The organism is Sphingobium terrigena (assembly GCF_003591655.1).
In the GTDB taxonomy this organism is placed as follows: Bacteria; Pseudomonadota; Alphaproteobacteria; order Sphingomonadales; family Sphingomonadaceae; genus Sphingobium; species Sphingobium terrigena.
This window is the reverse complement of sequence record NZ_QVRA01000009.1, coordinates 13446-39708: the sequence shown is the minus strand read 5'-3', so window position 1 is coordinate 39708 and position 26263 is coordinate 13446. Positions and strand designations below refer to the sequence as shown.

Annotated in this window: 22 protein-coding genes; 12 read left to right on the top strand and 10 right to left on the bottom strand. The window is 63.4% G+C overall.

All coding sequences use genetic code 11. The features are described 5' to 3' along the window. Window positions 1-33 precede the first annotated feature (33 nt). Window positions 34-1353: an MFS transporter gene (locus D0Z70_RS11575; protein WP_239018886.1), complete on the top strand. Its 1320-nt coding sequence runs from the start codon at window positions 34-36 to the stop codon at window positions 1351-1353. Between the two features lie 119 nt (window positions 1354-1472). Here D0Z70_RS11575 and D0Z70_RS11570 read toward each other — a convergent pair whose 3' ends face one another. From D0Z70_RS11570 to D0Z70_RS11555, 4 genes are read right to left on the bottom strand one after another with little or no spacing between them, the layout of a single operon-like run. Continuing rightward, entirely contained in the window at window positions 1473-1829 is a 357-nt protein-coding gene (locus D0Z70_RS11570) for a dihydroneopterin aldolase (protein WP_119746538.1), read from the bottom strand. Beyond that, complete coding sequence (locus D0Z70_RS11565) at window positions 1822-2685, bottom strand: bifunctional 5,10-methylenetetrahydrofolate dehydrogenase/5,10-methenyltetrahydrofolate cyclohydrolase (RefSeq protein ID WP_119746536.1); 864 nt, start codon at window positions 2683-2685, stop codon at window positions 1822-1824. Before D0Z70_RS11565 ends, D0Z70_RS11570 begins: the two co-directional genes overlap by 8 nt. 2 nt (window positions 2686-2687) lie before the next feature. Continuing rightward, window positions 2688-3542, bottom strand: coding sequence for a formyltetrahydrofolate deformylase (purU, locus tag D0Z70_RS11560; RefSeq protein ID WP_119746534.1), 855 nt, complete (start codon window positions 3540-3542; stop codon window positions 2688-2690). A gap of 29 nt (window positions 3543-3571) precedes the next feature. Further along, window positions 3572-4441, bottom strand: coding sequence for a methylenetetrahydrofolate reductase (locus D0Z70_RS11555; protein ID WP_119746532.1), 870 nt, complete (start codon window positions 4439-4441; stop codon window positions 3572-3574). Window positions 4442-4557: 116 nt separating this feature from the next. On the opposite strand from D0Z70_RS11555, the gene D0Z70_RS11550 reads away from it, so the two are divergent. Both D0Z70_RS11550 and desA read left to right on the top strand, forming a co-directional pair. Further along, a complete protein-coding gene (locus tag D0Z70_RS11550; RefSeq protein WP_119746530.1) occupies window positions 4558-5331 on the top strand; it encodes an alpha/beta fold hydrolase in 774 nt (257 codons plus the stop codon). Continuing rightward, the gene (gene desA / locus D0Z70_RS11545; RefSeq protein ID WP_119746528.1) at window positions 5332-6732 is read left to right on the top strand and encodes a syringate O-demethylase; all 1401 of its coding nucleotides are present in this window, start codon (window positions 5332-5334) and stop codon (window positions 6730-6732) included. It begins immediately after the preceding gene. A gap of 188 nt (window positions 6733-6920) precedes the next feature. Here the strand turns inward: desA and D0Z70_RS11540 are convergent, their stop codons facing one another. From D0Z70_RS11540 to D0Z70_RS11525, 4 genes are all read right to left on the bottom strand, one after another. Next, window positions 6921-7682 (bottom strand): IclR family transcriptional regulator, encoded by a 762-nt coding sequence (locus tag D0Z70_RS11540; RefSeq protein WP_119746526.1) that lies wholly within the window; start codon window positions 7680-7682, stop codon window positions 6921-6923. A gap of 15 nt (window positions 7683-7697) precedes the next feature. Further along, window positions 7698-8141, bottom strand: coding sequence for a nuclear transport factor 2 family protein (locus D0Z70_RS11535; protein ID WP_119746524.1), 444 nt, complete (start codon window positions 8139-8141; stop codon window positions 7698-7700). Continuing rightward, window positions 8084-9211 (bottom strand): cobalamin-independent methionine synthase II family protein, encoded by a 1128-nt coding sequence (locus D0Z70_RS11530; RefSeq protein WP_119746522.1) that lies wholly within the window; start codon window positions 9209-9211, stop codon window positions 8084-8086. Before D0Z70_RS11530 ends, D0Z70_RS11535 begins: the two co-directional genes overlap by 58 nt. Window positions 9212-9326: 115 nt before the next feature. Next, a complete protein-coding gene (locus D0Z70_RS11525) occupies window positions 9327-10175 on the bottom strand; it encodes a p-hydroxycinnamoyl CoA hydratase/lyase (protein WP_119746520.1) in 849 nt (282 codons plus the stop codon). 211 nt (window positions 10176-10386) lie between these two features. Here D0Z70_RS11525 and D0Z70_RS11520 point away from each other — a divergent pair, with 211 nt between their 5' ends. The 4 genes from D0Z70_RS11520 to D0Z70_RS11505 are packed head-to-tail and all read left to right on the top strand — an operon-like array spanning window position 10387 to window position 13639. Beyond that, window positions 10387-11154, top strand: coding sequence for an SDR family NAD(P)-dependent oxidoreductase (locus D0Z70_RS11520; protein WP_119746518.1), 768 nt, complete (start codon window positions 10387-10389; stop codon window positions 11152-11154). Between the two features lie 33 nt (window positions 11155-11187). Beyond that, window positions 11188-12720 (top strand): FAD-binding oxidoreductase, encoded by a 1533-nt coding sequence (locus tag D0Z70_RS11515; RefSeq protein ID WP_119746515.1) that lies wholly within the window; start codon window positions 11188-11190, stop codon window positions 12718-12720. Next, window positions 12717-13124: a c-type cytochrome gene (locus D0Z70_RS11510; protein WP_119746513.1), complete on the top strand. Its 408-nt coding sequence runs from the start codon at window positions 12717-12719 to the stop codon at window positions 13122-13124. The genes D0Z70_RS11515 and D0Z70_RS11510 overlap by 4 nt, the downstream gene beginning before the upstream one ends. Beyond that, window positions 13121-13639: a hypothetical protein gene (locus D0Z70_RS11505; RefSeq protein ID WP_119746511.1), complete on the top strand. Its 519-nt coding sequence runs from the start codon at window positions 13121-13123 to the stop codon at window positions 13637-13639. The genes D0Z70_RS11510 and D0Z70_RS11505 overlap by 4 nt, the downstream gene beginning before the upstream one ends. A 93-nt stretch (window positions 13640-13732) precedes the next feature. Here D0Z70_RS11505 and D0Z70_RS11500 read toward each other — a convergent pair whose 3' ends face one another. After that, window positions 13733-14230 (bottom strand): nuclear transport factor 2 family protein, encoded by a 498-nt coding sequence (locus D0Z70_RS11500; RefSeq protein ID WP_119746785.1) that lies wholly within the window; start codon window positions 14228-14230, stop codon window positions 13733-13735. 95 nt (window positions 14231-14325) lie between these two features. Here D0Z70_RS11500 and D0Z70_RS11495 point away from each other — a divergent pair, with 95 nt between their 5' ends. The 5 genes from D0Z70_RS11495 to D0Z70_RS11475 all read left to right on the top strand — a co-directional run bounded on the left by D0Z70_RS11495 (window position 14326) and on the right by D0Z70_RS11475 (window position 23198). Next, a complete protein-coding gene (locus D0Z70_RS11495; protein WP_119746509.1) occupies window positions 14326-15240 on the top strand; it encodes an NAD(P)H-binding protein in 915 nt (304 codons plus the stop codon). Continuing rightward, on the top strand, window positions 15237-17408 hold the full coding sequence (locus D0Z70_RS11490; protein ID WP_119746507.1) for a PQQ-dependent dehydrogenase, methanol/ethanol family: 2172 nt from the start codon (window positions 15237-15239) through the stop codon (window positions 17406-17408). The genes D0Z70_RS11495 and D0Z70_RS11490 overlap by 4 nt, the downstream gene beginning before the upstream one ends. 8 nt (window positions 17409-17416) lie before the next feature. Then, window positions 17417-19039, top strand: coding sequence for a GMC family oxidoreductase (locus tag D0Z70_RS11485; protein ID WP_119746505.1), 1623 nt, complete (start codon window positions 17417-17419; stop codon window positions 19037-19039). 86 nt (window positions 19040-19125) lie between these two features. Further along, window positions 19126-20586, top strand: coding sequence for a lignostilbene-alpha,beta-dioxygenase NOV2 (locus tag D0Z70_RS11480; protein WP_119746503.1), 1461 nt, complete (start codon window positions 19126-19128; stop codon window positions 20584-20586). A gap of 218 nt (window positions 20587-20804) precedes the next feature. Next, window positions 20805-23198, top strand: a complete 2394-nt coding sequence (locus D0Z70_RS11475) for a TonB-dependent receptor (RefSeq protein WP_119746501.1) — start codon at window positions 20805-20807, stop codon at window positions 23196-23198. 241 nt (window positions 23199-23439) lie between these two features. Here the strand turns inward: D0Z70_RS11475 and D0Z70_RS11470 are convergent, their stop codons facing one another. Then, window positions 23440-26244 carry a TonB-dependent receptor gene (locus D0Z70_RS11470; RefSeq protein ID WP_119746499.1) on the bottom strand — a complete coding sequence of 935 codons (2805 nt, stop codon included), beginning with the start codon at window positions 26242-26244 and terminating at the stop codon, window positions 23440-23442. Between the last annotated feature and the right edge of the window lie 19 nt (window positions 26245-26263).

The following is a 26263-nucleotide window of genomic DNA, read 5'->3' as shown; positions in this document are numbered from 1 at the left end:
TATGGCCGCACGGCGCGACGGGAGAGAATGAATATGGGCATCGTCACCCTGCCAGCGGACGACCCGCGTAGCATCATGGCCAACAGTCCAATGCGCCTGCCGCAGATCGTCGCAGTCACTGTGTGCTTTCTCTTGAACGCGCTCGATGGCTTCGACGTGCTGGCCATCACCTTCGCTGCGCCCGGCATTGCGAAGGACTGGGGGATTGGGCCGGGTGCGATCGGCATCATTGTCTCGACCGGCCTTGTTGGCATGGTCATCGGATCGCTGACGCTGGGGCAACTGGCCGACCGCATCGGCCGCCGTCGCCAGATCTTGCTTTGTCTCGGCATCATGACGATCGGCATGTTCGCCTCCGCCTTTGCCACCGGCGTGGTGTCGCTAGGCCTACTGCGCGCACTTACCGGGCTGGGGCTGGGGGCGATGTTGGCCGCGATCAACGCCATGTCGGCCGAGTTTGCCAATCGTCGCCGCCGCGACCTGGCCGTCAGCATCATGGCGGCCGGCTATCCGGTCGGCGGCGTCATCGGCGGCTGGGGGGCGGCCCAATTACTGCGGACGCAGGGGTGGGAAGCGATCTTCCTGTTCGGCGGCGTGGCCACGCTGATGATGGTGCCGCTGGTGCTGGTCTGCTTGCCCGAATCGATCGGCTGGCTGGCGACGCGCGGTGGACCGGACGCACTCGCGCGGATCAACGCGATATTGCGACGGCTTGGCCAGTCGCAGGCGGCGCAACTGGTGGCACTCAACGAACCCAAAGCATCAATGCGATCCCTGTTCGCAGACCGCTACCGCGTCACCACGATCGCGCTGATCGTCATGTACGGCCTGCACATGATGACTTTCTATTATGCGCTGGGCTGGGCGCCATCGCTGGTCGTGGCGCTGGGGTTCGATCCGTCGCGCGCGACGATCGTGTCGGTATTCATGAATTCGGGGGGCGCGATCGGCGGACTGATGCTGGGCCTGCTCTCGCCCCGCCTCGGCCTGCGTCCGCTCGTCATCTTCGGCCTCGCCGGTGCAGCGGTGGCGGTCGCCGCCTTCGGTGCCGTGCCGCCGGAACTGGTCCTGCTTCAGGGCGCAGCTTTCATCCTGGGTTTCCTGTCCAATGGCTCGGTGGTCGGCCTCTACGCGCTGATCGCTAACGTTTATCCCACCACCCTGCGCGCGACCGGCACTGGCGCTGTCATCGGCTTCGGCCGCTTCGGTGCGGCCTTTGGTCCCTTCGCGGCGGGGCAGTTGCTGGCGGCCGGGGCAGGGCGGGGGACCACCTCGCTGTTGCTGGCGCTGGGGTCAGGCATCGCAGCGCTAGTCCTGCTGGCCTCCCGCATTCGCCCCTCGGACGAAAATTAGGCCATCGCGCTTTAATAAGAGCCGTTCGGGCTGAGCTTGTCGAAGCCTTGTACTTTTCTTCAAGAAGGGCAGCCCTTCGACAGGCTCAGGGCGAACGGGGGAAAAGTGACCCCGTCGTCCTACCCCCGCCGCACCGTCACCTCGACCCCCGCCAGCCCCCGCGTCAGCGCGAACGGCTTGTCCACGCTGATCCGCGCCTCGACCACGCAGGCAAAGTCCAGACAGCGCTCGCCCAGTTTCTGCGCGAATGTCTCGATCAGCGGGATATGGACCAGCGCCAGATCCTCGGCCGCCTGCGCGACCTTGCGATAATCGACCGTGTCGCCAATCCCGTCCACCCGGTCGGCGGACAGCTGCAGATCGACCGAGATCACCAGAGGCTGGCGACGGCCAATCTCGTCGGGGTTGATGCCGATATCGGCCAGCAGGGGCAGGTCGCGCACCTTCACGCGGGTGGTGCAGATCGGCTCAGGCATACTGGCTCCTTTCGGCTGCCAGCACGGTGTTGCTGAGCAGGCAGGCGATAGTCATGGGTCCAACCCCGCCCGGTACCGGCGTCACCGCCTTGGCATGGTCGAGTTCATGGGTAGCGCAATCGCCGATAATATGCGTGCTATTGTCGGCCTGGGTGACGCGATTGATGCCGACGTCGATCACGATCGCGCCGGGCCGGACCCAATAGCCGCGCACCAGATGCGGCGCACCTGCGGCCGCGACGATGATGTCTGCCTTGCGCGCAATGTCGGGCAGGTGCAGCGTTTCAATATGGGTAACCGTCACCGTCGCTTCGCGCTCCAGCAACAGCATGGCGACCGGCTTGCCGACAATATTGGACTTGCCGATCACCACCGCGTTCAATCCGCGATAATCGTCGATCACGCTATCGAGCAGCTTCATGATCCCCAATGGCGTGCAGGGCACCAGCCCGCCGGTCCCGGTGGACAATCGCCCGACATTGACCGGGTGAAAGCCGTCCACATCCTTGGCCGGATCGATCCGGTCCAGCACCAGCGCTGCGTCGATCCCGGCGGGTAGCGGCAGCTGGATCAATATGCCATGCACCGCCGCGTCTGCATTCAGTGTGTCGATCAGCGCCAGCAGATTGGCCTGCGGAAAATCGACCGGCAGGCGATGCTCGATCGAGGTAATCCCCACGCGCCGGCATTCGCTGATCTTGCGCCGCACATAGACATGGCTCGCCGGATCATCGCCGACCAGCACGACCGCCAGTGCGGGTGGCAGGCCGGTCCGTTCGACCAGCGCTGCCACCCGCGCGGCGGTCTCGTCCGACAGGGCGCGCGCCATCGCGCGCCCGTCAATGACCTGCGCCATGGTCAGGCCTTGAATACGACGGTGCGCGCGCCGTTCAGGAATACCCGACCCTGCAAATGATGCTGCACCGCGCTCGCCAGCACCCGCCGTTCAATGTCGCGGCCCTTGCGCACCAGATCGTCAGGCGTGTCGGCATGGCCGATCGCCTCTACATCCTGATGAATGATCGGCCCTTCATCCAGATCTGCGGTCACATAATGCGCCGTCGCGCCGATCATCTTGACCCCGCGCTCATGCGCCTGATGATAGGGCTTGGCGCCCTTGAAGCCGGGCAGGAAGCTATGGTGGATATTGATGCAGCGGCCGGACACGAACCCGGCCAGATCGTCGCTCAAAATCTGCATGTAGCGCGCCAGCACGATCAGGTCCGCGCCGGTCTCGTCAACGATTGCCTTGATCCGTGCTTCCTGCTCGGCCTTTGTGTCCTTCGTCACCGGTAGATGGTGGAAGGGGACATCGCCGATCAGCGATATGGTCAGCGCCTCGCGCGGATGGTTGCAGATGATGCCCACCACATCCATGTCCAGCTCACCGATCCGCCAGCGATACAGCAGGTCGCCCAGGCAATGGTCGAACTTGCTGACCAGCAGCAGCACCTTCTGCCGTTCGCTGCGGCGGCGCAGGCTCCATTCCATGCCGCGTTTCTGCGCCACATTGGTAAAGGCCGCGCGCAGCCCGTCGACGCTGTCGTCCGCCGCCTCAAACTCCACCCGCATGAAGAAACGGTCGGTCAGCTTGTCGTTAAACTGCTGGGCGTCGGTAATATTGCCGCCCTGCTGCGCCAGAAAGCCGGCAACATCGGCCACCAGGCCGGGCCGGTCGTCGCATTGCAGGGTCAGGGTGCAAATCTCGGTCACATCGCTTCTCCGCTCAAGTCGCGCCGCCTTTAGCGGCTTGTTGTATAATCGTTGATCCATTCGACCGTGCGGGTCAGGCCGCCAAATGGATAGAAATGCAATCGCACCTTGCCATGCTGGCTTCCCAGCCCTTTGCCAAGAGCGTCGACCAGCTTGTCGGGACCAGCGGTGCCGATCAGCTTGGTGATCGAAATGCCATATTTGGTCAGCACTGACGCGGACGCCCCCACGCCACAGCGCGCCGCAAAGCGCATCAGCGTCTTGATGCCCGCAGGGCCGGGAATGCCGATCCGCACCGGCGCATTTATGCCGCGCGTGCGCAATTCGGCCAGCCAGGACAGCACCGGCGCCGCGTCGAAACTGAACTGGGTGACGATCAGCGGGGCCATGCCGCGCGCTTCTATCTCCGCGCATTTAGCGATCAGCACATCAAAACACTGGTCGGGCGTCATATTGGGATGCCCTTCCGGGTGGCCGCCAATGCCGATCGCCCTGATGCCTGCCCGCTCGAATGCCCCGGTGCGGATCAGCGACATGCTGTCTGTATAGGGACCGGCGGCTTCGGGCGGATCGCCCGCAATGATGAAGCAGCGGGTCACGCCCGCCTCCCGCACCACGGCGGCCAGATAGGTCTCGAAATCGTCGCCCGACTCCAGACGGCGGGCGGAAAAATGCGGCATCGGTTCAAAACCCAGCGCCCGCACGGTCCGCGCCGCCTCGATCCGCGCCTCCAGCGATTCGCCGGGCAGAAAGGTGACGGCGACCGGGGTTTCAGGAGCCATGGCGGGCGCGGCCTCGCGCAGTGCGTCAATGTCTTTCGCCGTGATTTCCAGCGAATAGCCATCGGTCATGCCCTTTGGCGGCAAATCCCAGTTCGGATGGATCGACGGCAGGCTCATGTCTCTCTCCCGGTAGCATTCGATCAGGGGTGGCCCGCATGACGAATGCGGCGTGCCTCTCCCCGGCGCATTTTTCCCCTAGCCTATCCGTAAACATTCGTATAGATGAAAACTTCATGGATACGAAAACATCCGATCAGGGCAGCCAGGCCGCGCCGCTCATCATCCTTCCGGGGTTGATGTGCGATTCGCGCATGTTCGCTGAACTGGTCGCTGCTTTCCCCGCAGCCCAGGTGATTGACGGCTTTTACGCTGGGTGTGACCGGGTAGAGGCGATGGCCGACTATGCGCTGGCGCGGATGCCCGCGCGCGTCTCGCTACTCGGTCATTCCATGGGCGCGCGCATAGCGCTGGAGCTTGTGCGCAAGGCACCCGAACGGGTCGAGCGACTCGCGCTGGTCGACACCGGCGTCCACAGCCCGAAACCCGGCGAACGCGAAGCGCGCTATGCGCTGCGCGATATTGGTCGCGAACAGGGCATGGCCGCGCTGGTTGCACGCTGGCTGCCGCCGATGGTCGGCTTTGCGGGCTTGCGCAACGAACCCCTGATGGACAGCCTCTACGCCATGGCCGTCTCGGCGGGTCTGCCTGTGTTTGAGGCGCAGATCGAAGCGCTGCTGGGTCGCCCGTCCGTCGATGCGCTGCTGCCGACCATTGCCTGCCCGACGGTCGCGATGGTCGGACGCCAGGATCAATGGTCCCCTGTCGCCCAGCATGAGGCGATCGTCGCTGCCATTCCCGACGCGCAGCTGCGCATCGTCGAAGGCGCGGGCCATATGATGCCCGCCGAAGCGCCACAGATTTTCAACAGGTTGGTCGGGGAATGGCTCACCATCCCCGCTGCACCCGATTTCCCTAACATTTCCAATCATGCCAAAGGAGAGGTTTGAATGACCGACAAGTCCCTGCAACAACTGCTCGATGAAAAGGGCGACATCGTCGAATTCCTGCGCAACCAGCAGGTCGGCCCCAACGCCTATCCGGGCGTTCCGGGCGAATATAGCAACTGGCGCGACGAACAGCGCAGCTGGGCGGAAAGCTCGGTCCTGTTCAACCAGAGCTTCCACATGGTCGACCTGCTCGTGACCGGCCCCGGCGCGTTCGACATGCTCGCCTATCTCGCCCCCAACAGCTTCAAGGGCTTCGTGCCGAACCGCGCCAAGCAGTTTGCCCCCGTCACGCCCGAAGGCTATGTCATCGGCGACGTCATCCTCTTCTATCTCGAAGAAGAAAAATTCGAGTTGGTCGGCCGCGCGCCCTCGATCGAATGGGTCGAATATTGGGCCTCGACCGGCAAGTGGGACGTGAAGGTCGAACGCGACGAACGCACCGCCGCCCGTCCGCTCGACCAGCAGGGTTATCGCCGCAACTATCGCTTCCAGCTGCAGGGGCCAAACGCCATGCCGGTGCTGGAAAAGGCGATGGGCCAGACCCCGCCGGACCTTAAATTCTTCCACATGGCGCCGATCATGATCGCGGGCGTCGAAGTGCGCGCGCTGCGTCACGGCATGGCCGGTCAGCCCGGTTACGAGCTGTTTGGTCCCTGGAAGGATTATGACACCGTCCGCAACGCGCTGATCGAAGCGGGCAAGGATTATGGCCTCACCCTGTGCGGTGGCCGCACCTATTCGTCCAACACGCTGGAATCCGGCTGGATCCCCTCGCCGCTGCCCGCAACCTATACCGGCGAAGGTTCCAAGGCGTTCCGCGAATGGCTGCCCGCCAAATCCTATGAAGGCATGTGCTCGCTCGGCGGCAGCTTCGTCTCCGACAATATCGAGGATTATTATCTGAACCCCTGGGAGCTGGGCTATGGCATTATGGTCAAGTTCGACCATGACTTCGTCGGCCGCGAAGCGCTCGAAAAGGTCAAGGATCAGCCCCACCGTCAGAAGGTGACACTGGCCCTCGACAATGAAGATATCGTCCGCGTCATGAGCTCGATGCTCCAGACCGGCGACAAGGCGAAGTTCCTGGAATTCCCCAGCGCGGTCTATTGTATGCACCCTTACGACGCGGTGCTGAAGGACGGCAAGACCATCGGTCTGTCCACCTGGATCGGCTACACCATCAACGCCGGTCGCTTCCTGGCGCTGGCGATGGTCGACGCCGAGTTCGCCGAACCCGGCACCGAAGTGACGCTGCTGTGGGGCGAACCCAATGGCGGCACCTCCAAGCCGACCGTCGAACGTCACGTCCAGACCGAAATCAAGGCGATCGTCTCCTCGGTCCCCTATTCGGAAGCCGCCCGCGACAATTATGCCGACGGCTGGCGCACCAAGAAAGCCTGATCACGCTCCCTGAGCGGGGAGGAACGGGGGATGCCGAAAGGCGTCCCCCGTTTTCGTTTAGGTGAGGTGCGCCATTATCATCTTAAAATGCCGTCTCTTCCTTCCGTCATCCCGGACATGATCCGGGATCCATTCACGCAAGGCTTGCGGTTGTGCGTCAAATTAGCGCCAATGGATCCTGACTTTAGCTACGCTGCCCCTACCTCAGCCGCCGCGAACAGCCCGACCGCCTGCTCCAACCGCGCCACCGCGCGCGCTTCCAGTTCCGCCGTGAAGCGGGGCAGGGGGATGGCGACGGCGAACGCGCCGACCGCGACGCCATCGACCATCGCCGCTATGCCCAGGCCACAAATGCCCGGCGTATATTCCTCCCTTGTGCGCCCCACGCCCGAAGCGCGGATCTCGGCGAGTTCGGCCCGCAGCGCGCGTTCGTCGGTCAGGCTCTGCGGCGTGAACGGCTCCAGCGGCACCTGCGCAAAATAGCCGTCGATCTCGCTATCCGCCAGCGTCGCCAGCAATGCCTTGCCCGCCGCCAGGCTGTGCATCGGAATCCGCGTCCCCACGCTGATCGAATAGCGCAGCGACTGTTCCGCCGTCTCGGTGACGATCGCCTCCAGCTGCCACCCGTCGCGCACGAAGAAGGACGCCGTCTCGTTGGTCTGGGTCCGAAGCGATTTGACCAGCGGCCGTACCTTGTCCGCCAGCGACAGCGCCATACGCGGCGACGCCAGCCGCGCCAGCGCCGGGCCGGGCAGATAACGCCGCCCCTCCCGCGCCAGATAATGCCGCTCCACCAGTGTCGCAAGCAGATAGGACAGGCTGCTGACCGGAATGGTCAGGCCTGCGGCAATCTCCTGCGCCACCACGCCCGCTGGTCGCGCGACGACATATTCGATGATGTCGATGGTGCGCATCGCCGATTTGACGGTGGACGGCGTGGTGCCATTCATGAGCCGCGAACTCCCTTAGAAAATCAGGCTGCCCCGCCGCTCGGCAAAGCGCCACCCGGCCGCGCTCAGGACGAAGCGGTCGTGGAACGACCCGACCTTAGGCGCGCCATCGCCCGTGAACAACAGCATCGCGCTTTCCCCTACCGCCTCGGTCGCGCTCACCACGTCGATCACGACATTGGAACAGATATGCCGCGTCACCCGCGCCGGACGGGCGAGGAACGCGGCCAGTATCGCATCCCGCCCCTGCACCCAGTCGTCAGGCGCCGTTGGCCGCGCCATCCGCCCGTCCGGCGCATAAAGCTCCGCCACGCCCTGCCAGTCGCCCGCATCGTTCAAATTGGCATAGAGCGCGACCAGTCGCGCGCAGTCCGCCTCGATGGCGCGCCGTTCCTCCGCCATCACAGCCGCGCGTCCGCCAGATCCGCCCCCGCGCGCAGCGACCGCAGTTTCTTCCATGTCACCGCCGGGTCGATCTTGCCATAGCCCGCAAAGGTACCGAACCCGCAATCGGTGCTGCCGATCACCCGGTCCTTGCCGACGATCCGGGCAAAACGCTCGATCCGCTGGGCGATCAGTTCGGGATGTTCGACATAGTTGGAACAGGTATCGATCAGGCCGGGGGCCAATATCTTGTGATCGGGAATGGCCGCGTCGCGCCACACCGTCCATTCATGCTCGTGGCAGGGGTTGGCCCCCTCGAACAAGACAGTCGCGGGCCGCGCGGGCAGGATGATGTCGATCACCTTCTCCAACGGAATGTCATGATCATGTGGCCCTTCATAATTGCCCCAGCAAATATGCATCCGCATTCGTTCGGGCGGAATATTGGCGGTCGCGGCGTTCAAAGCCTCGACATTGGCCGCGGCGATTTTCAGAAATTCCTCTTCGCTCGCATCCTGATAGCCGGTGTGCCGCGACATGGCCAAATCGGGGCAATCGAGTTGCAGGTCAAACCCAGCCGCCACGATCGTCTCATATTCCTCCCGCATCGCATCGACCAGATCGGCGAGATAGGATTCATGGCTGGGATAATGGCGATTGACCTGGAACGCCGTGATCAGCCCCGGCGACGCGGCATTCAGGAACGCCCGCACGTCGCCCCCATGGGCTGCCAGCGCCGTCTTGAACCGGCGAATATCGTCATGCAGCGGCGCCAGCGTCACCTTCCGCACCGGGGCGATGCAGGACGCCCGCGTGAAATCCTGACTGCCCATGATCGCCGCCAGCTTCTGTCGCAACTCCGGCAGGGGGGCGAGATCGGCGGCGGGCCTGCGGTCGGTATGCCCGCCAAAGCCCGACAGTCGCTCGATCATATAGGTCGAATAGCCAACCTTCCCCAATTCGCCGTCGCTGACGATCGATACGCCCGCTTCGATCTGCGCGGTCACAGCCTCCGACACGGCGGCCTGCACCAATGTATCGAACGCTACCGCGTCATAAGGCTCGCCCTTGTCGCGGGCCAGCAACAGCGGCGTCAGCGCGTCGCCGCGCGGCAGGCTGCCGACATGGGTGGTGGCAATGGGCATGAAGATCCTCCTCCTGTTTGGAGCATCCTGCCACAGTTTCGCGGATATGGATATATCGCGGATATGAAAAACAGGCGCCGGACTCTGCCGACGCCTGTCAGGAGGGATAGCGGAATCAGGCCTCGCTGTCAGCCTTTGCCTTGGACAGGTCATAGCTGCCCAGACCCGGCTTGTAGCTTTTCTCGTCGATAAACTGGCGGATGCCTTCCTTGCGACCTTCGGTCTTGTCGTGGAAATTGGCCGCTTCCTGCATCCGCACCAGATAATCCTCGGCCTCGTCATAAGTCATGGTGCTGACGCGACGCACGGCATCCTTGGCGAATTTGAGCGCGACCGGATTCTTCGACAGCAGCTTGTCGGCTACCGCGCGGGTGCGGTCCTTGAGCTGGTCGAGCGGCACGCTTTCATTGACCAGCCGCATTGCCGACGCCTGCTTGCCGTCGATCAGGTCGCCGGTCAGCGTCAGCCACATCGCGTCGCGCATCGGCAACAGATCGACCACCACCTTGGTCACGCCGCCGCCGGGCAAGATGCCCCAGTTGATTTCGGACAGGCCGAACTGCGCTTCATCGGCACAGATGGCGAGATCGCAGGCAAATAGCGGGCCAAAGCCGCCGCCAAAGCACCAGCCATTGACCATCGCGATGGTCGGCTTCTGGAACCAGCGCAGACGGCGGAACCAGCCATAGCTTTCGCGCTGCGACTTGCGCACGCCGCGCAGGCCGTCAGCCTCGGTCTCGCGGAAATATTCCTTCAGGTCCATGCCGGCGGACCAGGCCGTGCCTTCGCCACTCAGCACCAGCACGCCGACATCGTCGCGAAACTCCAGCTCGTCCAGTACTTCCATCATGCGCCGGTTAAGCGTCGGGCTCATCGCGTTGCGCTTGGCGGGGCGGGCGAAATTCACCCAGGCGATCCGGTCCTCGACATGCACCGACACGACGTCTCTTTCGTTTTCCATCATCCTGCTCCCTGGCTGGTCCTGTGACAGGCGGGCCGGGCGAGGCCTCACCGAATATGTATGCTAGGGATACAATATCGCAGACGGAATTGGCAAGCGAATTTTATGACGGCGTCAAATGCCGGACATTGCGCTGGCTTGACAACGCCCACACGTCACTAGATGATAACGATCGTTATTAAAAACGTCGACATGATCGACGGAGCGAGGCGGGATGGACGTGAAGGGCAAAGTGGCGCTCGTGACTGGCGGCGCATCGGGTCTGGGCGAAGCGGTGGCGCTGGCCTTGCGCGACGCCGGTGCGCGGGTCGTGGTGCTGGACCGGCAGCAATCTACCCTAGCCGACATCGAGTCGATCCTGTGCGACATCACCGATGAAGCGGCTCTAGCCGCCATCATTACCGCCATTGTCGATCACCACGGGTCGATCGCCATCCTTGCCAATATGGCGGGTATCGGGGGCATTGGCTCCATCGCGACCCCCGCCGGTCCAGGCGACATCGCCGCCTTCCGCCAGGTGATCGACGTCAATCTCATTGGCGCAGTCGCCGTCACCGCCCATGTCGCCCACGCCATGATCGCCAATGCGCCCGACGGCGCGGATGGCGAACGTGGCATCATCCTGAATGCCTGTTCCATCGCCTCGTTTGAGGGGCAGGAAGGGATGGGTGCCTATGGCGCCTCAAAGGCGGCGCTGGCCGCGCTGACGCTGATCTGGGCGCGCGACCTGTCGCGCCACGCTATCCGGTGCGTGGGCATAGCGCCCGGCTTTTTCGCCACGCCGATGACGGCGCATATGCCCGCCGCGCTGGTTGATGAGCTGATCGACGGCATGGAATTTCCCCGCCGCGCTGGCACTGCGCAGGAATTTGCCGAGGCCGCCATGTTCCTGATCCGCAGCCCGATGATCAACGCCGAAGTGCTGCGGCTCGACGGCGGCGCACGGCCCCCGGCCCGCACCCGCTGGACGGCGGCGGCCTGATCCCCTTTCCAAGCATAAGGCACAAATAGCAGCATGGCCCAACCCCTCCCCCCCGCCACCATCGCCGCCTTCGCGGCGATCGTTGGCAAGGATCATGTGTTTTTCGATGATGCGGACCAGCTGTCCTATCAGGACAAGTTCGCCATCGACGACGCGCTCCATCATCCCGCTGGGGCCGTAGCGCCCGCCACGGTGGAGCAAGTGCAGGCGATCGTCCGCGTCTCGGCGGAACGCGGCCTGTCTCTGTGGCCGATCAGCCGGGGCAAGAATCTGGGTTATGGCGGCTCCGCCCCGCTGCTGGCGGGATCGGTCGTCCTCGACATGAGCCGCATGAAGAAAATCGACTATGACGAGGCGAACGGCACCGTGCTGCTGGAGCCGGGGGTCGGCTTCTATGATCTTTATGATTTCCTCAAGTCCAGGGGCATGAAGCATTGGCTGTCGGTGCCGGGGAATAGCTGGGGATCGGTCGTCGGCAATGCGCTCGACCGGGGCGTGGGCTATACCCCCTATGGCGAACATGCGGCGCGCATCTGCGGCATCGAAGCAGTGATGGCCGATGGGCTGGTCGTGCGCACCGGCATGGGCGCATTGGACGGCGCGCCGACCTGGCAGCTCTATCGCTTCGGCTTTGGTCCCAGCTGGGACCAGATGTTCGTCCAGTCCAATTTCGGCATCGTCACCAAAATGGGCCTGTGGCTGATGCCAGCGCCCGAATCGCTGATGGGCATCGACCTGGAATTTGACCGGCCGGAGGATTTGGGTCCGCTGATCGACGCTATCGCGCCGTTGCGACGCGAAGGGCTGTTGCAGCAGTCGCCCACCATCGGCAACTGGCTGCGCGCCGCCGCCGTGGTGACGACACGCGACCAGTGGACCGACAAGCCCGGCGCGCTCGCCGATGATGTGATCGCGGCGATCCGCAAGAAATTCAACGTCGGCTGGTGGGGCGTCAGTCTGCGCCTCTACGGTCGCGAGTCGGTGAACAAGGCGGCCTATGCCGTGCTAGAACAGGCGATGGGCGCATTGAAACCCATGGCGATGCGGCCAACCAGTTGGAAGGCGGGCGAACCGATGGAGGCAAGCGGCTGGACTGGCACGCCGCTGACCATGCCGATGCAGAACGCCAACTGGCATGGCGGGCGCGGCGGTCATGTCGGCTTTTCGCCCATATTGCCGCAATCGGGCGCGGCGGCGATGGCGCAGTTCCAGCGCACCTATGCCCGCTACAAGGAATTTGGCATGGATTATCAGGCCAGCTTTGCGTTCGGCGAACGCCATCTCATCAACGTGAACGCCGTGCTGATCAACAAGGATGATCCTGCGCTGATGGGCCGGGTCGATCCCTTCCTCAAACAGTTGATCGCCGATGCCAAGGCCCAGGGCTATGGCGAATATCGCACCCATCTCGACTATATGGATGCGGTCGCTAGCACCTATGATTTCAACAAAGGGGCGCTCTGGCAGATCAACCGCAAGGTCAAGGATGCGCTCGATCCGAACGGCGTGATCGCGCCGGGCAAGAGCGGCATCTGGCCCACCCGTAAAGCAGGAGGCCGGGCATGATGCAGCGGGGATGGATAGCGCTGGCAGCGTCCGCCCTGGTGCTGGCCGGGGCAGCGTGCGGCCGCGCGAGCGAGAGCGCGTCGGCAGCGGCGGCGAAGGGACCGCCGCCGCTGCCAGCGCCTGAAACCCTCTCGTCCCGGCCCAAGGCGGGACCGGGCGAATGGCTTTATCTCGAAAAATGCGCCATGTGCCATGGGCCGGGCGGCATGGGGACGGGATTGCTGGCGCGCCGGACGGAACAGCCGCTGCTGGAAAAACGCACTGACCTGACCGTCGATTATGTCGTGCAGGCCGCGCGCATGGGGATCGGCAACATGCCCGCCATAACGCGCGGCGAGGTGAGCGACGCGGACATGGACCTGATCGCCAGACATCTGGCACGGGCCGGGGAGGGGGGACAATGACCATCGTGACACGGCGCGGCTTTCTGGCCAGCGCGGCGGTGATGTCCGCCCTTGCCGGATCAGGCGGCGCGATGGCGGCGCGGACCGGCGGGGCGCTGCTGCTGCATGATCCGGGCCTTGGCGCAGGACAACGCTTTGCCGCGCGGGCCAGCGCGCTGGGCGGTGCGTCACTGGCGCTGGAGGGCGACCGGGTGCGGCAATTGCGTGGCCTGCTGGCGGGCGAACCCGCGGCCCTGTTCGGCGTCACCCGGCGCAGCGATGAACTGCTGATCGGCGAGATTGCAGCGGAAGCAGGCTATCGCCGCGTCGCGCTGGTCCTGCATCGCGCCGTCGGCGTCACGGTGCCGATCTGCGCGCCCGATGGCGCGACCATCGGCACGCTGGCGCGGCTGGCAGGCGCCCGCTGGCCCGAGGCCTTCGCCGAACTGGCGCTGGGCGGGGTGGAGCAGTGCGAGGTCGCACCGGTCGCAGGCGCGACGGAACCAGCGCTAAGCTGGGTGCTCGTCCGCACTTAAAACCTCCCCTCCCCTTCAGGGGAGGGGCTGGGGGTGGGGGCTGTCGTTCGATCGCCGGGGTGGCCTGATGCGCACCCTGGCTAGTCGGTCCTGTCAGCGCTTAATGATCAGCGACTCCGGCCGCTTGCGCGGCACCCATTCGCCCCGGCCGGGGAATTTGCTCAGCACTTGCCCATCCCACAGCCGCACGGTGCGGCGGCGGAAACGCCACTGGCCGTCCTCGCCCTTGACCGCATGATCGTCATACCAGCCTGTAAAGCGCAGCAGATAGGGCGGTTCACCCTCACATTCCGTGACGAAGGCGAAGGATCGCATCGTGCAACTGCCATCGTCCTGCGGTGTATATTGAATCTGCGTCACATGATGCTGGCGACCGGGAAAGCCCGGCGCGTTGCGATAATGTTCGGCAATCCCGCGAATCCCCTCATGCCCTTCCCAGATGTCGGGTTCGTCAAACACCTCCTCCACCATCCGCGCGTCGGGCGTGAAGCAGGCGACCAGCGCATCGACATCGCCCGTATCCAGCGCCCAGCTATAGGCGGCGATCAGATCCTGTAGCGCGATCCGGTCCTCGATGGGCAGGCTTGGCATGATGGTCACTCTCCTGTTTTCACGCTCTTGACGCAACAATAACATTCGTTACTATTATGCGCAACTGACGATAAACAAGCTGGGCGAGAGGGTGCATGGGAAAGATCATCATTTCAGGGGCTTCCGGCGCATTTGGTCGCGCCGCCGCCGCGCTGCTGCTGGACAAGGTCGCGCCCCAAAACGTCATCCTGCTATCGCGCACTCCTGCCAAGCTCGCCGATTTTGCCGCACGGGGTGCCGATGTCCGCTTCGCCGATTTCGATGATCCCGCAACGCTTCCCGCCGCCATGGCGGGCGGCGAACGGATGCTGCTGATCAGCACCGCCCGCGTCGGCACTCGTGTCGGCCAGCATCGCAACGCGGTGGAGGCGGCGGTCGCTCAAGGCGTGCGCCATATCGTCTATACGTCGATCATTGCCGCCGACGAACCGGGCAATCCCGCCATCGTCAAATATGACCATCGCGCGACCGAGGAAATCATCGAGGCGTCTGGCGCTGCCTGGACCCATTTGCGCGACAGCCAATATGCCGAAGCGGTCGCCGCCGCGATGGTCATCCCCGCGCTGATCGCCGGGACCAAGCCCGACAATTGCGCCGATGGCCCGGTTGCCTTCGTCAGCCGCGACGATTGCGTCGCCACCGCCGTGGGCGTGCTGACGCAACCGGGGCATGAGAATAAGGCTTATACGCTGACCGGCCCCGACCTCATCACCATTCCGCAAGCCATGGCGATGGCCAGCGACATTGCGGGCAAGTCGATCATCGTCGAGCCAGTCGATGACGAGGCGATGTTCGCCTATTTCGATTCGCTCGGCATCCCCCGCCATGCGTCCGACATCGCGCCCGATGGCCCCATTCCCTGGTCGAGCGATGACATGGTCACTTTCGGCCAGTCGATCCGCGAAGGCTATTTTGCGCAGGCCACCGATTGCGTCGAGCGGATCACGGGTCAGAAGCCCAAATCGCTGCACGAGGTCATGCTGGCCCACAAGGGGAGCTGGCCGCTGTGAGAGGCGCGATTCTGGCTTTGCTGTTACTGGCGGGTTGCGCGGCGGGCGACAACGGCGGCGCGGGCGACGACTGGCCTTTCACCGGGGGCGATGTCGGCGGCAGCCATTTTTCGCGGCTGACCGATATCGACGCGGGCAATGTCGCACGGCTTGGTCTCGCCTGGTCGCATGATCTGGGCACCAACCGGGTGCAGGAAGCCACACCGGTGGTGGTCGATGGCGTGATGTACACCAGCGGCAATCTGGGCCGGGTCTATGCGTTGGACGCAGCGACGGGTGCGTCGCTCTGGACCTTCGAGCCGGAGGTGGACATGCAGGCCAACCGTTCGGCCTGTTGCGACCAGGCCAATCGCGGGGTGGCCGTGGCCGATGGCAAAGTGATGGTCGGCGCGCTCGACGGGATGCTCTACGCGCTCGATGCAAAGACCGGCGCGGTGGTCTGGAAGGCCGACACCGTCACCGATCACAGTCGCGGCTACACCAGCACGGGTGCGCCCGAAGTGGCGGGCGATCTGGTGCTGATCGGCAATGCGGGCGCGGAATATGACGCGCGCGGCTATGTCACTGCCTATCGCATAGCGGATGGCAAACAGGCGTGGCGCTTCTTTACCGTGCCGCATGATCCCAAAACCGGGCCGCAGGAAAATCCGGCGCTCGATGCTGCGCTCAAAACATGGGACAAGGACAGCCGCTGGGACATTGGTGGCGGCGGCACGGTATGGGATGCGATCAACTATGACCCCGCCTTCGACACTGTCTATATCGGTGTCGGCAATGGCGGACCCTATGCGATAAAGACGCGATCGCCCAAGGGCGGCACCAACCTCTATCTCTCCTCCATCGTCGCGCTGGATCGCAAGACGGGCGCGGTCAAATGGCATTATCAGGAAACGCCGGGCGACAGCTGGGACTATACCGCGACCCAGCCGATGGTGCTGGCCGATGTGGAGGTGGACGGGAAGGTCCGCCCCGCCATCCTTCATTCGCCCAAGAACGGCTATCTCTTCGTGATCGACCGGGAAACCGGCAAGCCGCTGCGGATCAATGCGCTGGTGCGCACCAACTGGACCAAGGGGTTCGACAAGGACGGTGTCGCGCAGATGACGCCCAAAAATGTCGATTACTGGAACGGGCCGCGTATCGTCTATCCAGCCTCGGCAGGCGCGCGCAACTGGTATCCCGCCGCCTATGATCCAACGCGCAAACTCTATTTCGCGCATGTGCTGGACATGGGCAACCTCATGTTCGGCCCGTCACCCGGCACGCCGGAACAGGCCCGCCGTGCCAAGGCGCTGAACGTCCAGACGACCCTGGTCTTCACGCCGATGCTGCAACAGGTGCTGCCGACGCTGCCCGCTGTCATCCGCGATCAGGTGGAAAAGCTGCCCGAAATGCAATGGGTGAAGGACAAGCCCTATAGTTCGGAACTGCGCGCGATCGATCCACTGACCGGCAAGGCGAAATGGGCCGTGCCGACGCAGGGGTGGCAGGACCGGATGGGGACGCTCGCCACCGCATCGGGGCTGGTGTTTCACGGCACGATCGGCGGCAAGTTGATGGTGCGCGACGCCGACACCGGCAAGCTGCTCAAAGAAATTGATACCGGCAGCTCGATCATGGCCGCGCCGATGACCTACCGGGTCAAGGGCGTGCAATATGTGGCGGTGGCGACCGGCTTTGGCGGGGGCGGCTGGGGCTATGTGCCGGACTATTCCGCGGCTTATCGCTATGGCAATGCCAACCGGCTGCTGGTGTTCAAACTGGATGGCGCACCGGTGAAGAAGCCCGATCCGCTGCCGGTGCTTGAGGTTGCCTCCCCACCGCCCGCACAGAAGCCGGGCGTGACACCCGCGATGATTGCGCAGGGGCAGGGGCTGTTCTTCCAGAATTGCGCCATCTGCCACAGCAACCAGTTGCGATCGACCGCGCCCGACCTGCGCCGGATGCAGCCCGCGACCCATGACATGTTCGGCGCGATCGTGCGTGACGGCCTGTTGCTGCCGGGCGGTATGCCGCGCTGGGATGATCTGCTCTCAGTGCAGGATGTCGATGCAATCCACGCGTGGTTGATCGCCGAGCAGGGCGCGCTGCGGGCGCGCGAGATGAAGCTCAAGGCGACGGGCAAACCGCTCGATGCGCCGAGCATCGCCGTCATGTCCAATTTTTAGGATCATCCATGGTAGAGAGTGACATCATCGTCGTGGGCGGCGGATCGGCCGGGGCTGCGATGACCGGGCGGCTGGCCGACGCCGGGCTGGCCGTCACCCTGATCGAAGCGGGCAAGACCGACCGGCACATGCGTTCGCGCGTGCCTGCGCTGACCAGCGCGATCGTGCAGAACCCGGACTATGACTGGTGTTATCAGGTCGAGCCGGACCCGACGCTGGGCGGGCGGGCTGACATCTGGCCAGCGGGCAAGCTGCTGGGCGGGGGGAGCGCGCTCAACGGCATGATGTTCATTCGCGGCCATCGCTGGGACTATGACCAGTGGGCGGCGATGGGTGCGGACGGCTGGGACTATGCGTCGGTGCTGCCCTATTTCCGGCGGATGGAGGATAATGAGCGTGGCGCGGATGCGTGGCGCGGGACTGGCGGCCCGATCGCCGTGTCGGAAGGACGCGCGCGCTATCCGATCACCGACCAGTGGATCGCGGCAGCCCAACAGGCGGGCATTGCCCGCTCGACCGACCTGAATGGGCAAAGTGCCGAGGGCGTCGATTATGTCCAGGTGTCGCAGCGCAACGGCACCCGCTGTTCGGCGGCGCGGGGCTATCTGCACGAACGGCGCGGCGGCAAGGCACCGGCGGTTCTGCTGGAGGCGCAATTGCTCCGGCTGCTGATCGAGGATCAGCGCGCGGTCGGGATCGTCTATCGTCAGGATGGCGTCGAGAAAATCCTGCGCGCGCGCCATGGCGTGGTGCTGTCCGCAGGCGCGATGAACACGCCGCGCCTGTTGATGCTGTCGGGCATCGGTCCGGCCGATCATTTGGCGGATATGGGCATAGAAGTGGTGCGCGACCTGCCCGGCGTCGGCCGCAATTTGCAGGATCATGTCGGCACCCATGTCGTCAACGAAGTCGATGGCGCGACGCTCAACAGCGATGCGCAGGGACTGCGCGGAGCCTGGCAGGTGCTGCGCTATGCGCTGGCGAAACGGGGCGCGCTGACCACCGCGATCGGTCATGCGCAGGCGTTCGTCAAAAGCCGGGCGGATTTGCCAGCGCCCAACCTCCAGATCAGCTTTGCTGCCTTTGCCTTCGACTTTGACGAGCGGGGCCGGTTGATGCTGCGGAAAAATCCCAGCGTTTCGACGCTGGTCGGCCTGATGCGGCCCAGCCATCGCGGGCGGATCACGCTGCGCTCGCCCGATCCGCATGCGCCGCCGGTCATCGCGCACCGTCAACTCGACAGTGAGCTGGACATAGAACAGATCGTCGAAGGCATCGGCATCGCGCGCGATATTCTGCGTCAGTCGGCGATCGCGGCGCATGTGAAATCGGAACTGCGGCCCGGCGCGGCGCTGACCGATGCGGCGCAATTGCGCGACTATGTGAAGATGGCGTCGATCCCGCTCTATCATCCGGTCGGCACGGCGCGGATCGGGTATCGCGATGATCCGGCTGCGGTGGTCGACGCGGATTTGCGCGTCATCGGTGTGGACGGGCTTTGGATCGCCGATGCGTCGGTGATGCCATCGCTGCCCGCGGGCAACACGAATGCGACCGCGATCATGATCGGCGACAAGGGGGCGGATCATGTTCTCAAGACGCTACGCCGCAACGCGCAACAGGCAGCATAAAGGTTTCCCCGGCATACATTCTATGCTTGCAATAATAGTAACGAATGTTAGTATGTGTTTCAGGAGAGAATAAGGAACCAAGGGCGATGCCAAGCTATCCCCAGACCATCCATTTCATCGGGCTGAACAGACCCGTGGGCATCGAATGGTCCGCGCGCAATCTGGACGTGATCGGCGCGATTCCCGCCGAGATTGACGGCGCCTTCTTTCGCGCCGTGCCGGACCCTGCCCATCCGCCGATGTTCGACGATGACATCGTGCTGTCGGGCGACGGCATGGTGGCGAAATTCGCCATCCATGATGGCAAGGTGGATTATGCGATCCGCTATGTCGAAACCGAGCGCTATCGGCTGGAAAAGGACGCGCGACGCGCCCTTTTCGGCCGGTATCGCAACCCCTTCACCGACGACGCCAGCGCCGCCGGTTGCGACCGCACCGTCGCCAATACCACGCCGGTCTGGCACGGCGGGCGGCTGTTGATGACCAAGGAGGACGGCCTTGGCTATCAGGTCGATCCCGATACGCTGGAGACGCTGGGGCGCTGGGACTATTATGGCGCGCTCAAATCCCAGACCTTCACAGCCCATCCCCGCGTCGACCCGGAGACGGGCGAAATGTTCTTCTTCGGCTATGAGGCCGACGGGCTATGTTCGACCAAAATATCCTATGCGATCGCGGATCGCGACGGGAAACTGATCTGCGAACAATGGTTCGACCAGCCCTATTGCTCGACCATCCATGATTTCGCGATCACTGAGCATTATGCGATCTTCCCGATCTTTCCGACAACCGCCGATCTCGACCGGCTAAAGGCGGGCGGAGCGCATTGGGCGCACCAGCAGGATCTGGAAAGCTGGGTCGGTATCATGCCGCGCTATGGCAAGGTGGAGGAGATGCGCTGGTTCAAGGGACGCAAAGGCGTGTCGGCCTTCCATCTGGTAAACGCCTTTGAAGAAGATGGCTTCGTCCATCTGGACCTGTGCCTGTCGGATACCAATGCGTTTGGCTTCATGCGCGAGGCTGGCGGCATTCTGCGGGACCAGCGCGATATTCAGGGCGGGCTGACCCGCTGGACCTTCGACCTGTCGAAGGAAGGCGAGACGTTCGAGGAACGGCTGGTCGGCCCGCCAGGCGACATGCCGCGCCTGCGCGACGCGGATCAGGGGCGGCCCTATCGGGCGGCCTGGTATCTGTCGATGAACCCGCAGGGCGGGCCGCCGCTGCCCGGTGGGCCTGTGGGATTTGCGTTCAACGCCTTGCTGCGGATCGAGCCGGGCAATGGCCGCATCGACATGATGGGGCTGGAGCCGGGCATGGCGATCAGCGAGCCGGTGCATGTGCCTTCAATGCAGGAAGGGCATGAGGGCTGGTTGCTGATGGTCGTCGACCGGCAGGTGGGGGAGGCCGATTTCAAGTCCGAACTTTGGGTGGTGGAGGCAGGTGCGATTGCCGCCGGGCCGATCGCCCGCGTGCCGATGCCATTGCCGATGCGGGCGCAGGTTCATGGTGCCTGGGTGTCGGCACAGCAGCTTGCGGACGCCGCTTGACAAATAGTAACGATCGTTATTTAATGATGGAGAGGGTTGGGTTCGAAACGATCGTACCCCCTCCAAAAAGAACTGGCAAAGCAGAACGGTCCAACGAGCAGGATCAGAGGATGGCAGCAAAGGCAGGCGCATAAGCGTCACCTGAACCGGTATCGCCCCAGGGGTCGTCCGGTGTCGTCCTCCCCATGCCCGGCGGGCTGGCAATAGGGAGGAAAAACATGACATATATCTGGAAAACCGCGTTTAACAGCAGCGCCGCCAGCCTGGCGATGATCGCTGCGATGATCGCGACGCCCGCACTGGCGCAGGACGCAACTGCGCCCGCACAGGCCGCCGATCAGTCGGGTCAGCCCGCCGACATCATCGTGACCGCGCAATTCCGCGCGCAGAATTTGCAGGACACGCCGATCGCGATCACGGCTGTGTCGAGCGAAACGCTCGCCGCGCGCAGCCAGACCAGCGTCACTGACCTTGGCCAGTTCGCCCCCAATGTGGCCTTGGCACCCGCGACCAGCCTTCAGGGCAATTCGGTCGCGGCCTTCATTCGCGGCGTTGGCCAGCTCGATTCCAGTTTCGCGCTGGAGCCGGGGGTCGGCATCTATATCGACGATATCTATTATGGCACCACCTATGGCGCGGTGATGGACCTCACCGATCTGGAGCGGGTCGAGGTGCTGCGCGGGCCGCAGGGGACGCTGGCGGGCAAGAACAGCGTCGGCGGCGCGGTCAAGCTGTTCAGCAAGAAGCCGGACGCGACGGCGGGCGGCTTTATCGAGGCGACCTATGGCAGCTATGACAAGGTGGAACTGCGCGGCAGCGCCAATATCCCGCTGACCGACAGCCTGTCCCTGCGCGTGTCGGGCGTGTCGAAAAATGTCGACGGCTATATGACGCTGCTCGACTATGGCTGCGTCAATCCCGCTTCGGGCATTGCGCCCACCGGCACCAATGAGAAGGGATGCCAGGTCGGCACCGAAGGCGGCATCGACGTCATGGCCCTGCGCGCCGCGCTGCGTTACGCGCCCGCCGGATCCCCGCTGGAAATCAACATCGTCGCTGACGTATCGAAGGATAATAGCGAAGCGGTCGCGACCAAATTGCTCTACGCCAACAATCCGCTGGTGCGCAGCTATGTGCCGGGCGATCCGACGGCAGGCATTCCGTTCGACAGCCGCTTCATCACCGCGTCGAAAAGCTACACCTCATACGCCAATTATGCCACGGGCGGCAATTATACGACCGTGTTCGGCATCCCGACCCAGGTGGCTCCGGGCGGCTTCACCGCCAGCCCGACCAGTTCGGTCAAAAGCTGGGGCATTGCCGGGACGATCGACTATGATTTGTCGGACATGCTGAAACTCAAGTCGATCACCGGCTATCGCAAGGCCGATGGCACCAGCGCGATCGACGTCGATGGTTCGCCGCTCGCCATATTGTTGCAGCAATTCAACTATGGTCACGAACAATTCACGCAGGAATTGCGCCTGAGCGCCAATTTCAACGACGCGGTCGATCTGACGGTGGGTGGCTTCTATTATAAAGCGACCGATCTGCTGACCGGCCGCAGCGCCATCCCGACGTTGTTGTTCGATTTCCTGGTCGATGACGTGGTCAAGAACCGCAGCGCATCGGCCTTTGCCCATGCCGAATTTCATGTCAGCGATGCGTTCAACGTGATTGCCGGGCTGCGCTACACCGACGACAAGAAAACCTATAATTATTCGCGTCTGAATGTTGACGGCACAGTGCCGAGCGGCGCTTTCTTCACGCCAAATTTCCTGCTCGCCGGGCTGGATGGCCTGTCGGGTACGTTCAAGGGCGACCGTCTCGATTATCGTCTGGGGGTCAATTATCGTTGGAGCGACGAGTTGATGACCTATGCGCAGGTGTCGACCGGCTTCAAGGGCGGCGGCATCAATCCGCGTCCGTCCGCGCCCGACCAGGTGCAGACATTCGGCCCGGAAAAGCTGACCACCTATGAAGCCGGGTTCAAGGCGGACCTGATGGGGCGCATGATACGCCTCAACGGCGCTGTGTTCCTCAATGATTACAAGGATATGCAGCTCGTCCGCTACCAGTGCCCGGAAAGCGTGGTATTCTCCTGCTCGGTGCCGTCCAATGCTGGCGACGCGCGCGTGTTCGGCTGGGAACTGGAAGCCTCGCTCCATCCCACGGACGGCCTGTCGATCGATGCGTCCGCCGGTTATCTCGACTTTGATTATAAGAAGATCACCAATCCTGCGACGCTGGTGACCAAGGATATGATCGCTCCCTTCATCAGCAAATGGCAGCTGTCGGCGGGTATGCAATATGAGGCCGATCTGGGCGGGTCTGGCACATTGACGCCGCGGATCGACTGGTCCTGGCGCTCCAACTATTTTTACAACGCCATCAACAACCCGTTCAACCAGATCAATGCGCCCCATCTGGTCAATGCGCGCCTGACCTATCAGGGGCCGGACAAGGACTGGTCGCTCAGCCTAGCCGTCACCAACCTGCTCGACAGCTATTATTATGCGGGCAAGGCGGAAAATGTCGGCAGCTTCGGCGTCGTCACCGGTGTGGTCGGGCGGCCGCGCGAATGGTCGATCACCGCGAAAAAGAGCTTCTGAGAGTTTCTCTGAATGCGCCTTTGGCGCAACCGCACCGGCCTTCAAACGAGTCACGTGCCTCGTTTGAACCCCACCCGACCTCCCATTCAGGATACACTCTGTGGGAGGTCGGGTGGGGGTGTGGGCCGGTGCCGCAACCGAAATGCGTTCTTTCACGCATTTCGACAAACACGGTAAAAAATGGCCAGTTGCCGTGCAGGGCAACTGGCCATCAGGGCGCTCCGCTTTCAGGAAGGGCGGGTTAGAAGGCGTAGCGCATACCGAAGTTGAACTGGCGACCGCTATGGGTCAGCACGTTCAGGCGATTGGTTTCATCCACAAACTGGTCGTTCTTGGTGTCGGTCAGGTTGATCGCCTCGATGCTCAGCTTCATCTTTTCGGTGATGTTGTAGCTGGCCTGGGCATCGACGTTGATGGTGCGGTTGGTGCCATTATAGGCATTGCCCTCCGTCCCCGGCACCGCGGTCAGATATTTGGACCGATAGGCGACCGACCCGCGAATCTGGAACTTCTTGGTTTCATAATAGAGGGTCGCGTTGGCGGCGTGCCGGGACAGGCCGACCAGCGGCGCGGTGACCGACGTGCTGCCATCGGCGGCGGTCAGATATTCAATGTCTGACTTCACGAAGGTATAGTTGGCCAGCACGCCGAAGTTGGACAGGATGCCCGGCAGGAAGCTGAAGGGCTGCTGGATATTGACTTCGAAGCCCTTAAGGATGCCGCCCGATGAATTGACCGGCTGGCTGACGATGAACACGTCGCTGGGCGATGCGGTGGTGCCGTCCAGCAGCGAGTTGGGCAGGCCGAGGCTGGCATAGGGCACGCCCACGCTCAACGTCTGGACGAAGGTGCCGATATCCTTGCGGAAGGCGGCCAGCGCATAGATCGCTCCCTGCGTCGGATACCATTCGATCGACACGTCGAGATTCTTCGACGATGTGGGCTTGAGGTCGGGGTTGCCGGACGAGAAGCTGCGATTGCCGCCCGACACGTTGAGGTTGCCACCCGGCGTCAGCGACGCGATCCCGGCGCGGGCCAGCGTCTTGGCCGCAGCGAAGCGGACCTGCAGATCCTCCGTGATGTTGCCGACCAGGTTGATCGAGGGCAGCCAGCGCTTGTAGGTGCGATCCGCGCTCACCAGATTCGTGGCCGCACCGCGGCTGGCATAGCCGGTCGAAAGCTGGTCAGTCTTGACATAGCGTATGCCCAGGTCACCGCGGATCGGCAGGCCCGCATCGGCCAGGTTGAACTGGGTCATGCCCCAGATGCCGAGATCTTTTTCCGTGACGGTGACATAGGAACCGCGCGCGGTGGCATTTTCGACCCCGCCAGTGGCGTAGATGGGATTGCCGTAAATATTGCCCTGACTGATGAAGGCAGCCAGATTGGGGACAATCCATGCGGTCGGTGTGCCAGCAGGGACGTTCAGCCCCTTGCCGAACCCGTCGAACAGCGTGGTCATGCTTGCCAGCTCGGCAGCGGTTAGCGGCGCGACCACCGTTTCGCCCGACAGGCGACGACGCTCGGTCGAATCATATTCAAACTTGCGCCAGTCGGCACCGGCTTTCAGGGTCACCATGTCATTGGCTTCCCATTCGACGAAGCCCTTGGCCGTGGTGAAAGCATTGTCGACAGTCTGGGGCCGGATGCGGACTTCCGACGTGCCACTGGTGAAGCTCCAGGTCGCCGGATTGGCGACATCGACGCCCGGCGCGATGGTCGGGAAACGGCTGGTGAAATCATATTGGAAATTGCCGGTATTGACCGCGTCGATCGTCACCGTGGTCTGGATCGGGTTTCTGAATTCCGACTTGGCGTGACCGCCCATGATGTTGATCTTCACCCGGTCGCCAAGCTGCTGGTCGATCGATCCGTTGACCTGATAAAATTCGGTCTTGAGGACGTCGTAGCGGGACTGCGATCGCATATCGACATTGTCGAACGTGCCGGTGATGATGTTGTTGTCGCCATCGACCGTGCCGTCGCGGATGATCGTCTGCGGCTTGCCGCTGCCGGACCGGCTGAAGCTGATCGCCTGAAGCTGGGCTTCCTTGCGGGTACCATCCAGCCGCGAAAAGAGGCTGTCGATCGAGATTGTCGTGCGGTCGGTCGGCTTGAACTGGACCGACGCCGCAGCGCCCAGGCGCTTCTGTGCAATGTCGTAGCTGACCAGGCCGGGAATACGCGGATGGAACAGCGCGGTGCCTGGATTGGCGTCGTTGATCTCCGCGATCGTCTTGCCGGGCAGGGTCGATGTCGGGGCAAAGCCGCCATTGAACCCGCCATAGGTCCAGCGGGTAATGTTTGCGCCTTCCTCGACAATCTTGCGCTCTTCATAGGCGACCGACAGCAGCACGCCGAAGCGGCCATCATCGGTCTGGGTCGCGACCAGCCCGGACAGGCGCGGCGTCGTCTTGCCGCTCAGGTCGTTATAGCTGGCAGCGGCGGAAAGGACGGCGGTGGGCTTCTTATAGTCCAGCGGTCGCGCGGTTTGCAGGTCCACGACGCCGCCCAGCGACCCTTCTTCGACATCGGCCGTGGCGGTCTTGCGCACCGACAGGTTGCTGAACAGGTCGGACGAGAAGATGTTGAAGTCGAAACCACGGCCACGGTTGACGCCGCCCGAATTGTCGGTGCCGCCGGTCGTGCCGATCGCTTCCATGCCGTTGATGCGCACGCGGGTATATTCCGGGCCAAGGCCGCGCACGGTGACGTTGCGGCCTTCGCCGTTCACGCGGCTGATGGCGACGCCGGGAATACGCTGGAGCGATTCGGCCAGGTTCAGGTCGGGGAATTCGGCGATATCCTCTGCCTTGATCGCGTCGATCGAAGCGGTTTCGTTGCGCTTGACGTTCAGCGCGCTGTTCAGGCTGGCGCGAAATCCGGTGACGACGATGTCGGCGGCGGCAGGCTCTTCCTGCGGCAAGGCGGTGGCGGGCGATGCAGCCCCCGCATCGCTCTGCGCCAGTGCCATGGGCGTCAGGGCAATCGTTGCGATGGCGCTGGACAGGCTCAGGATCGCTTTGGTTCGACGGGTGGCGTTCATGGCCCTATCACTCCCCTAA

What these genes read in the sequence shown, in the direction of transcription:
- D0Z70_RS11575 (WP_239018886.1), top strand. Translation starts at nt 34, where the DNA reads ATGGGCATCGTCACCCTGCCAGCGGACGACCCGCGTAGCATCATGGCC.
- D0Z70_RS11570 (WP_119746538.1), bottom strand. Translation starts at nt 1,829, where the DNA reads ATGCCTGAGCCGATCTGCACCACCCGCGTGAAGGTGCGCGACCTGCCC.
- D0Z70_RS11565 (WP_119746536.1), bottom strand. Translation starts at nt 2,685, where the DNA reads ATGGCGCAGGTCATTGACGGGCGCGCGATGGCGCGCGCCCTGTCGGAC.
- D0Z70_RS11555 (WP_119746532.1), bottom strand. Translation starts at nt 4,441, where the DNA reads ATGAGCCTGCCGTCGATCCATCCGAACTGGGATTTGCCGCCAAAGGGC.
- D0Z70_RS11550 (WP_119746530.1), top strand. Translation starts at nt 4,558, where the DNA reads ATGGATACGAAAACATCCGATCAGGGCAGCCAGGCCGCGCCGCTCATC.
- desA (WP_119746528.1), top strand. Translation starts at nt 5,332, where the DNA reads ATGACCGACAAGTCCCTGCAACAACTGCTCGATGAAAAGGGCGACATC.
- D0Z70_RS11540 (WP_119746526.1), bottom strand. Translation starts at nt 7,682, where the DNA reads ATGAATGGCACCACGCCGTCCACCGTCAAATCGGCGATGCGCACCATC.
- D0Z70_RS11535 (WP_119746524.1), bottom strand. Translation starts at nt 8,141, where the DNA reads ATGGAAGAAACTGCGGTCGCTGCGCGCGGGGGCGGATCTGGCGGACGC.
- D0Z70_RS11530 (WP_119746522.1), bottom strand. Translation starts at nt 9,211, where the DNA reads ATGCCCATTGCCACCACCCATGTCGGCAGCCTGCCGCGCGGCGACGCG.
- D0Z70_RS11525 (WP_119746520.1), bottom strand. Translation starts at nt 10,175, where the DNA reads ATGATGGAAAACGAAAGAGACGTCGTGTCGGTGCATGTCGAGGACCGG.
- D0Z70_RS11520 (WP_119746518.1), top strand. Translation starts at nt 10,387, where the DNA reads ATGGACGTGAAGGGCAAAGTGGCGCTCGTGACTGGCGGCGCATCGGGT.
- D0Z70_RS11515 (WP_119746515.1), top strand. Translation starts at nt 11,188, where the DNA reads ATGGCCCAACCCCTCCCCCCCGCCACCATCGCCGCCTTCGCGGCGATC.
- D0Z70_RS11510 (WP_119746513.1), top strand. Translation starts at nt 12,717, where the DNA reads ATGATGCAGCGGGGATGGATAGCGCTGGCAGCGTCCGCCCTGGTGCTG.
- D0Z70_RS11505 (WP_119746511.1), top strand. Translation starts at nt 13,121, where the DNA reads ATGACCATCGTGACACGGCGCGGCTTTCTGGCCAGCGCGGCGGTGATG.
- D0Z70_RS11500 (WP_119746785.1), bottom strand. Translation starts at nt 14,230, where the DNA reads ATGCCAAGCCTGCCCATCGAGGACCGGATCGCGCTACAGGATCTGATC.
- D0Z70_RS11495 (WP_119746509.1), top strand. Translation starts at nt 14,326, where the DNA reads ATGGGAAAGATCATCATTTCAGGGGCTTCCGGCGCATTTGGTCGCGCC.
- D0Z70_RS11485 (WP_119746505.1), top strand. Translation starts at nt 17,417, where the DNA reads ATGGTAGAGAGTGACATCATCGTCGTGGGCGGCGGATCGGCCGGGGCT.
- D0Z70_RS11480 (WP_119746503.1), top strand. Translation starts at nt 19,126, where the DNA reads ATGCCAAGCTATCCCCAGACCATCCATTTCATCGGGCTGAACAGACCC.
- D0Z70_RS11475 (WP_119746501.1), top strand. Translation starts at nt 20,805, where the DNA reads ATGACATATATCTGGAAAACCGCGTTTAACAGCAGCGCCGCCAGCCTG.
- D0Z70_RS11470 (WP_119746499.1), bottom strand. Translation starts at nt 26,244, where the DNA reads ATGAACGCCACCCGTCGAACCAAAGCGATCCTGAGCCTGTCCAGCGCC.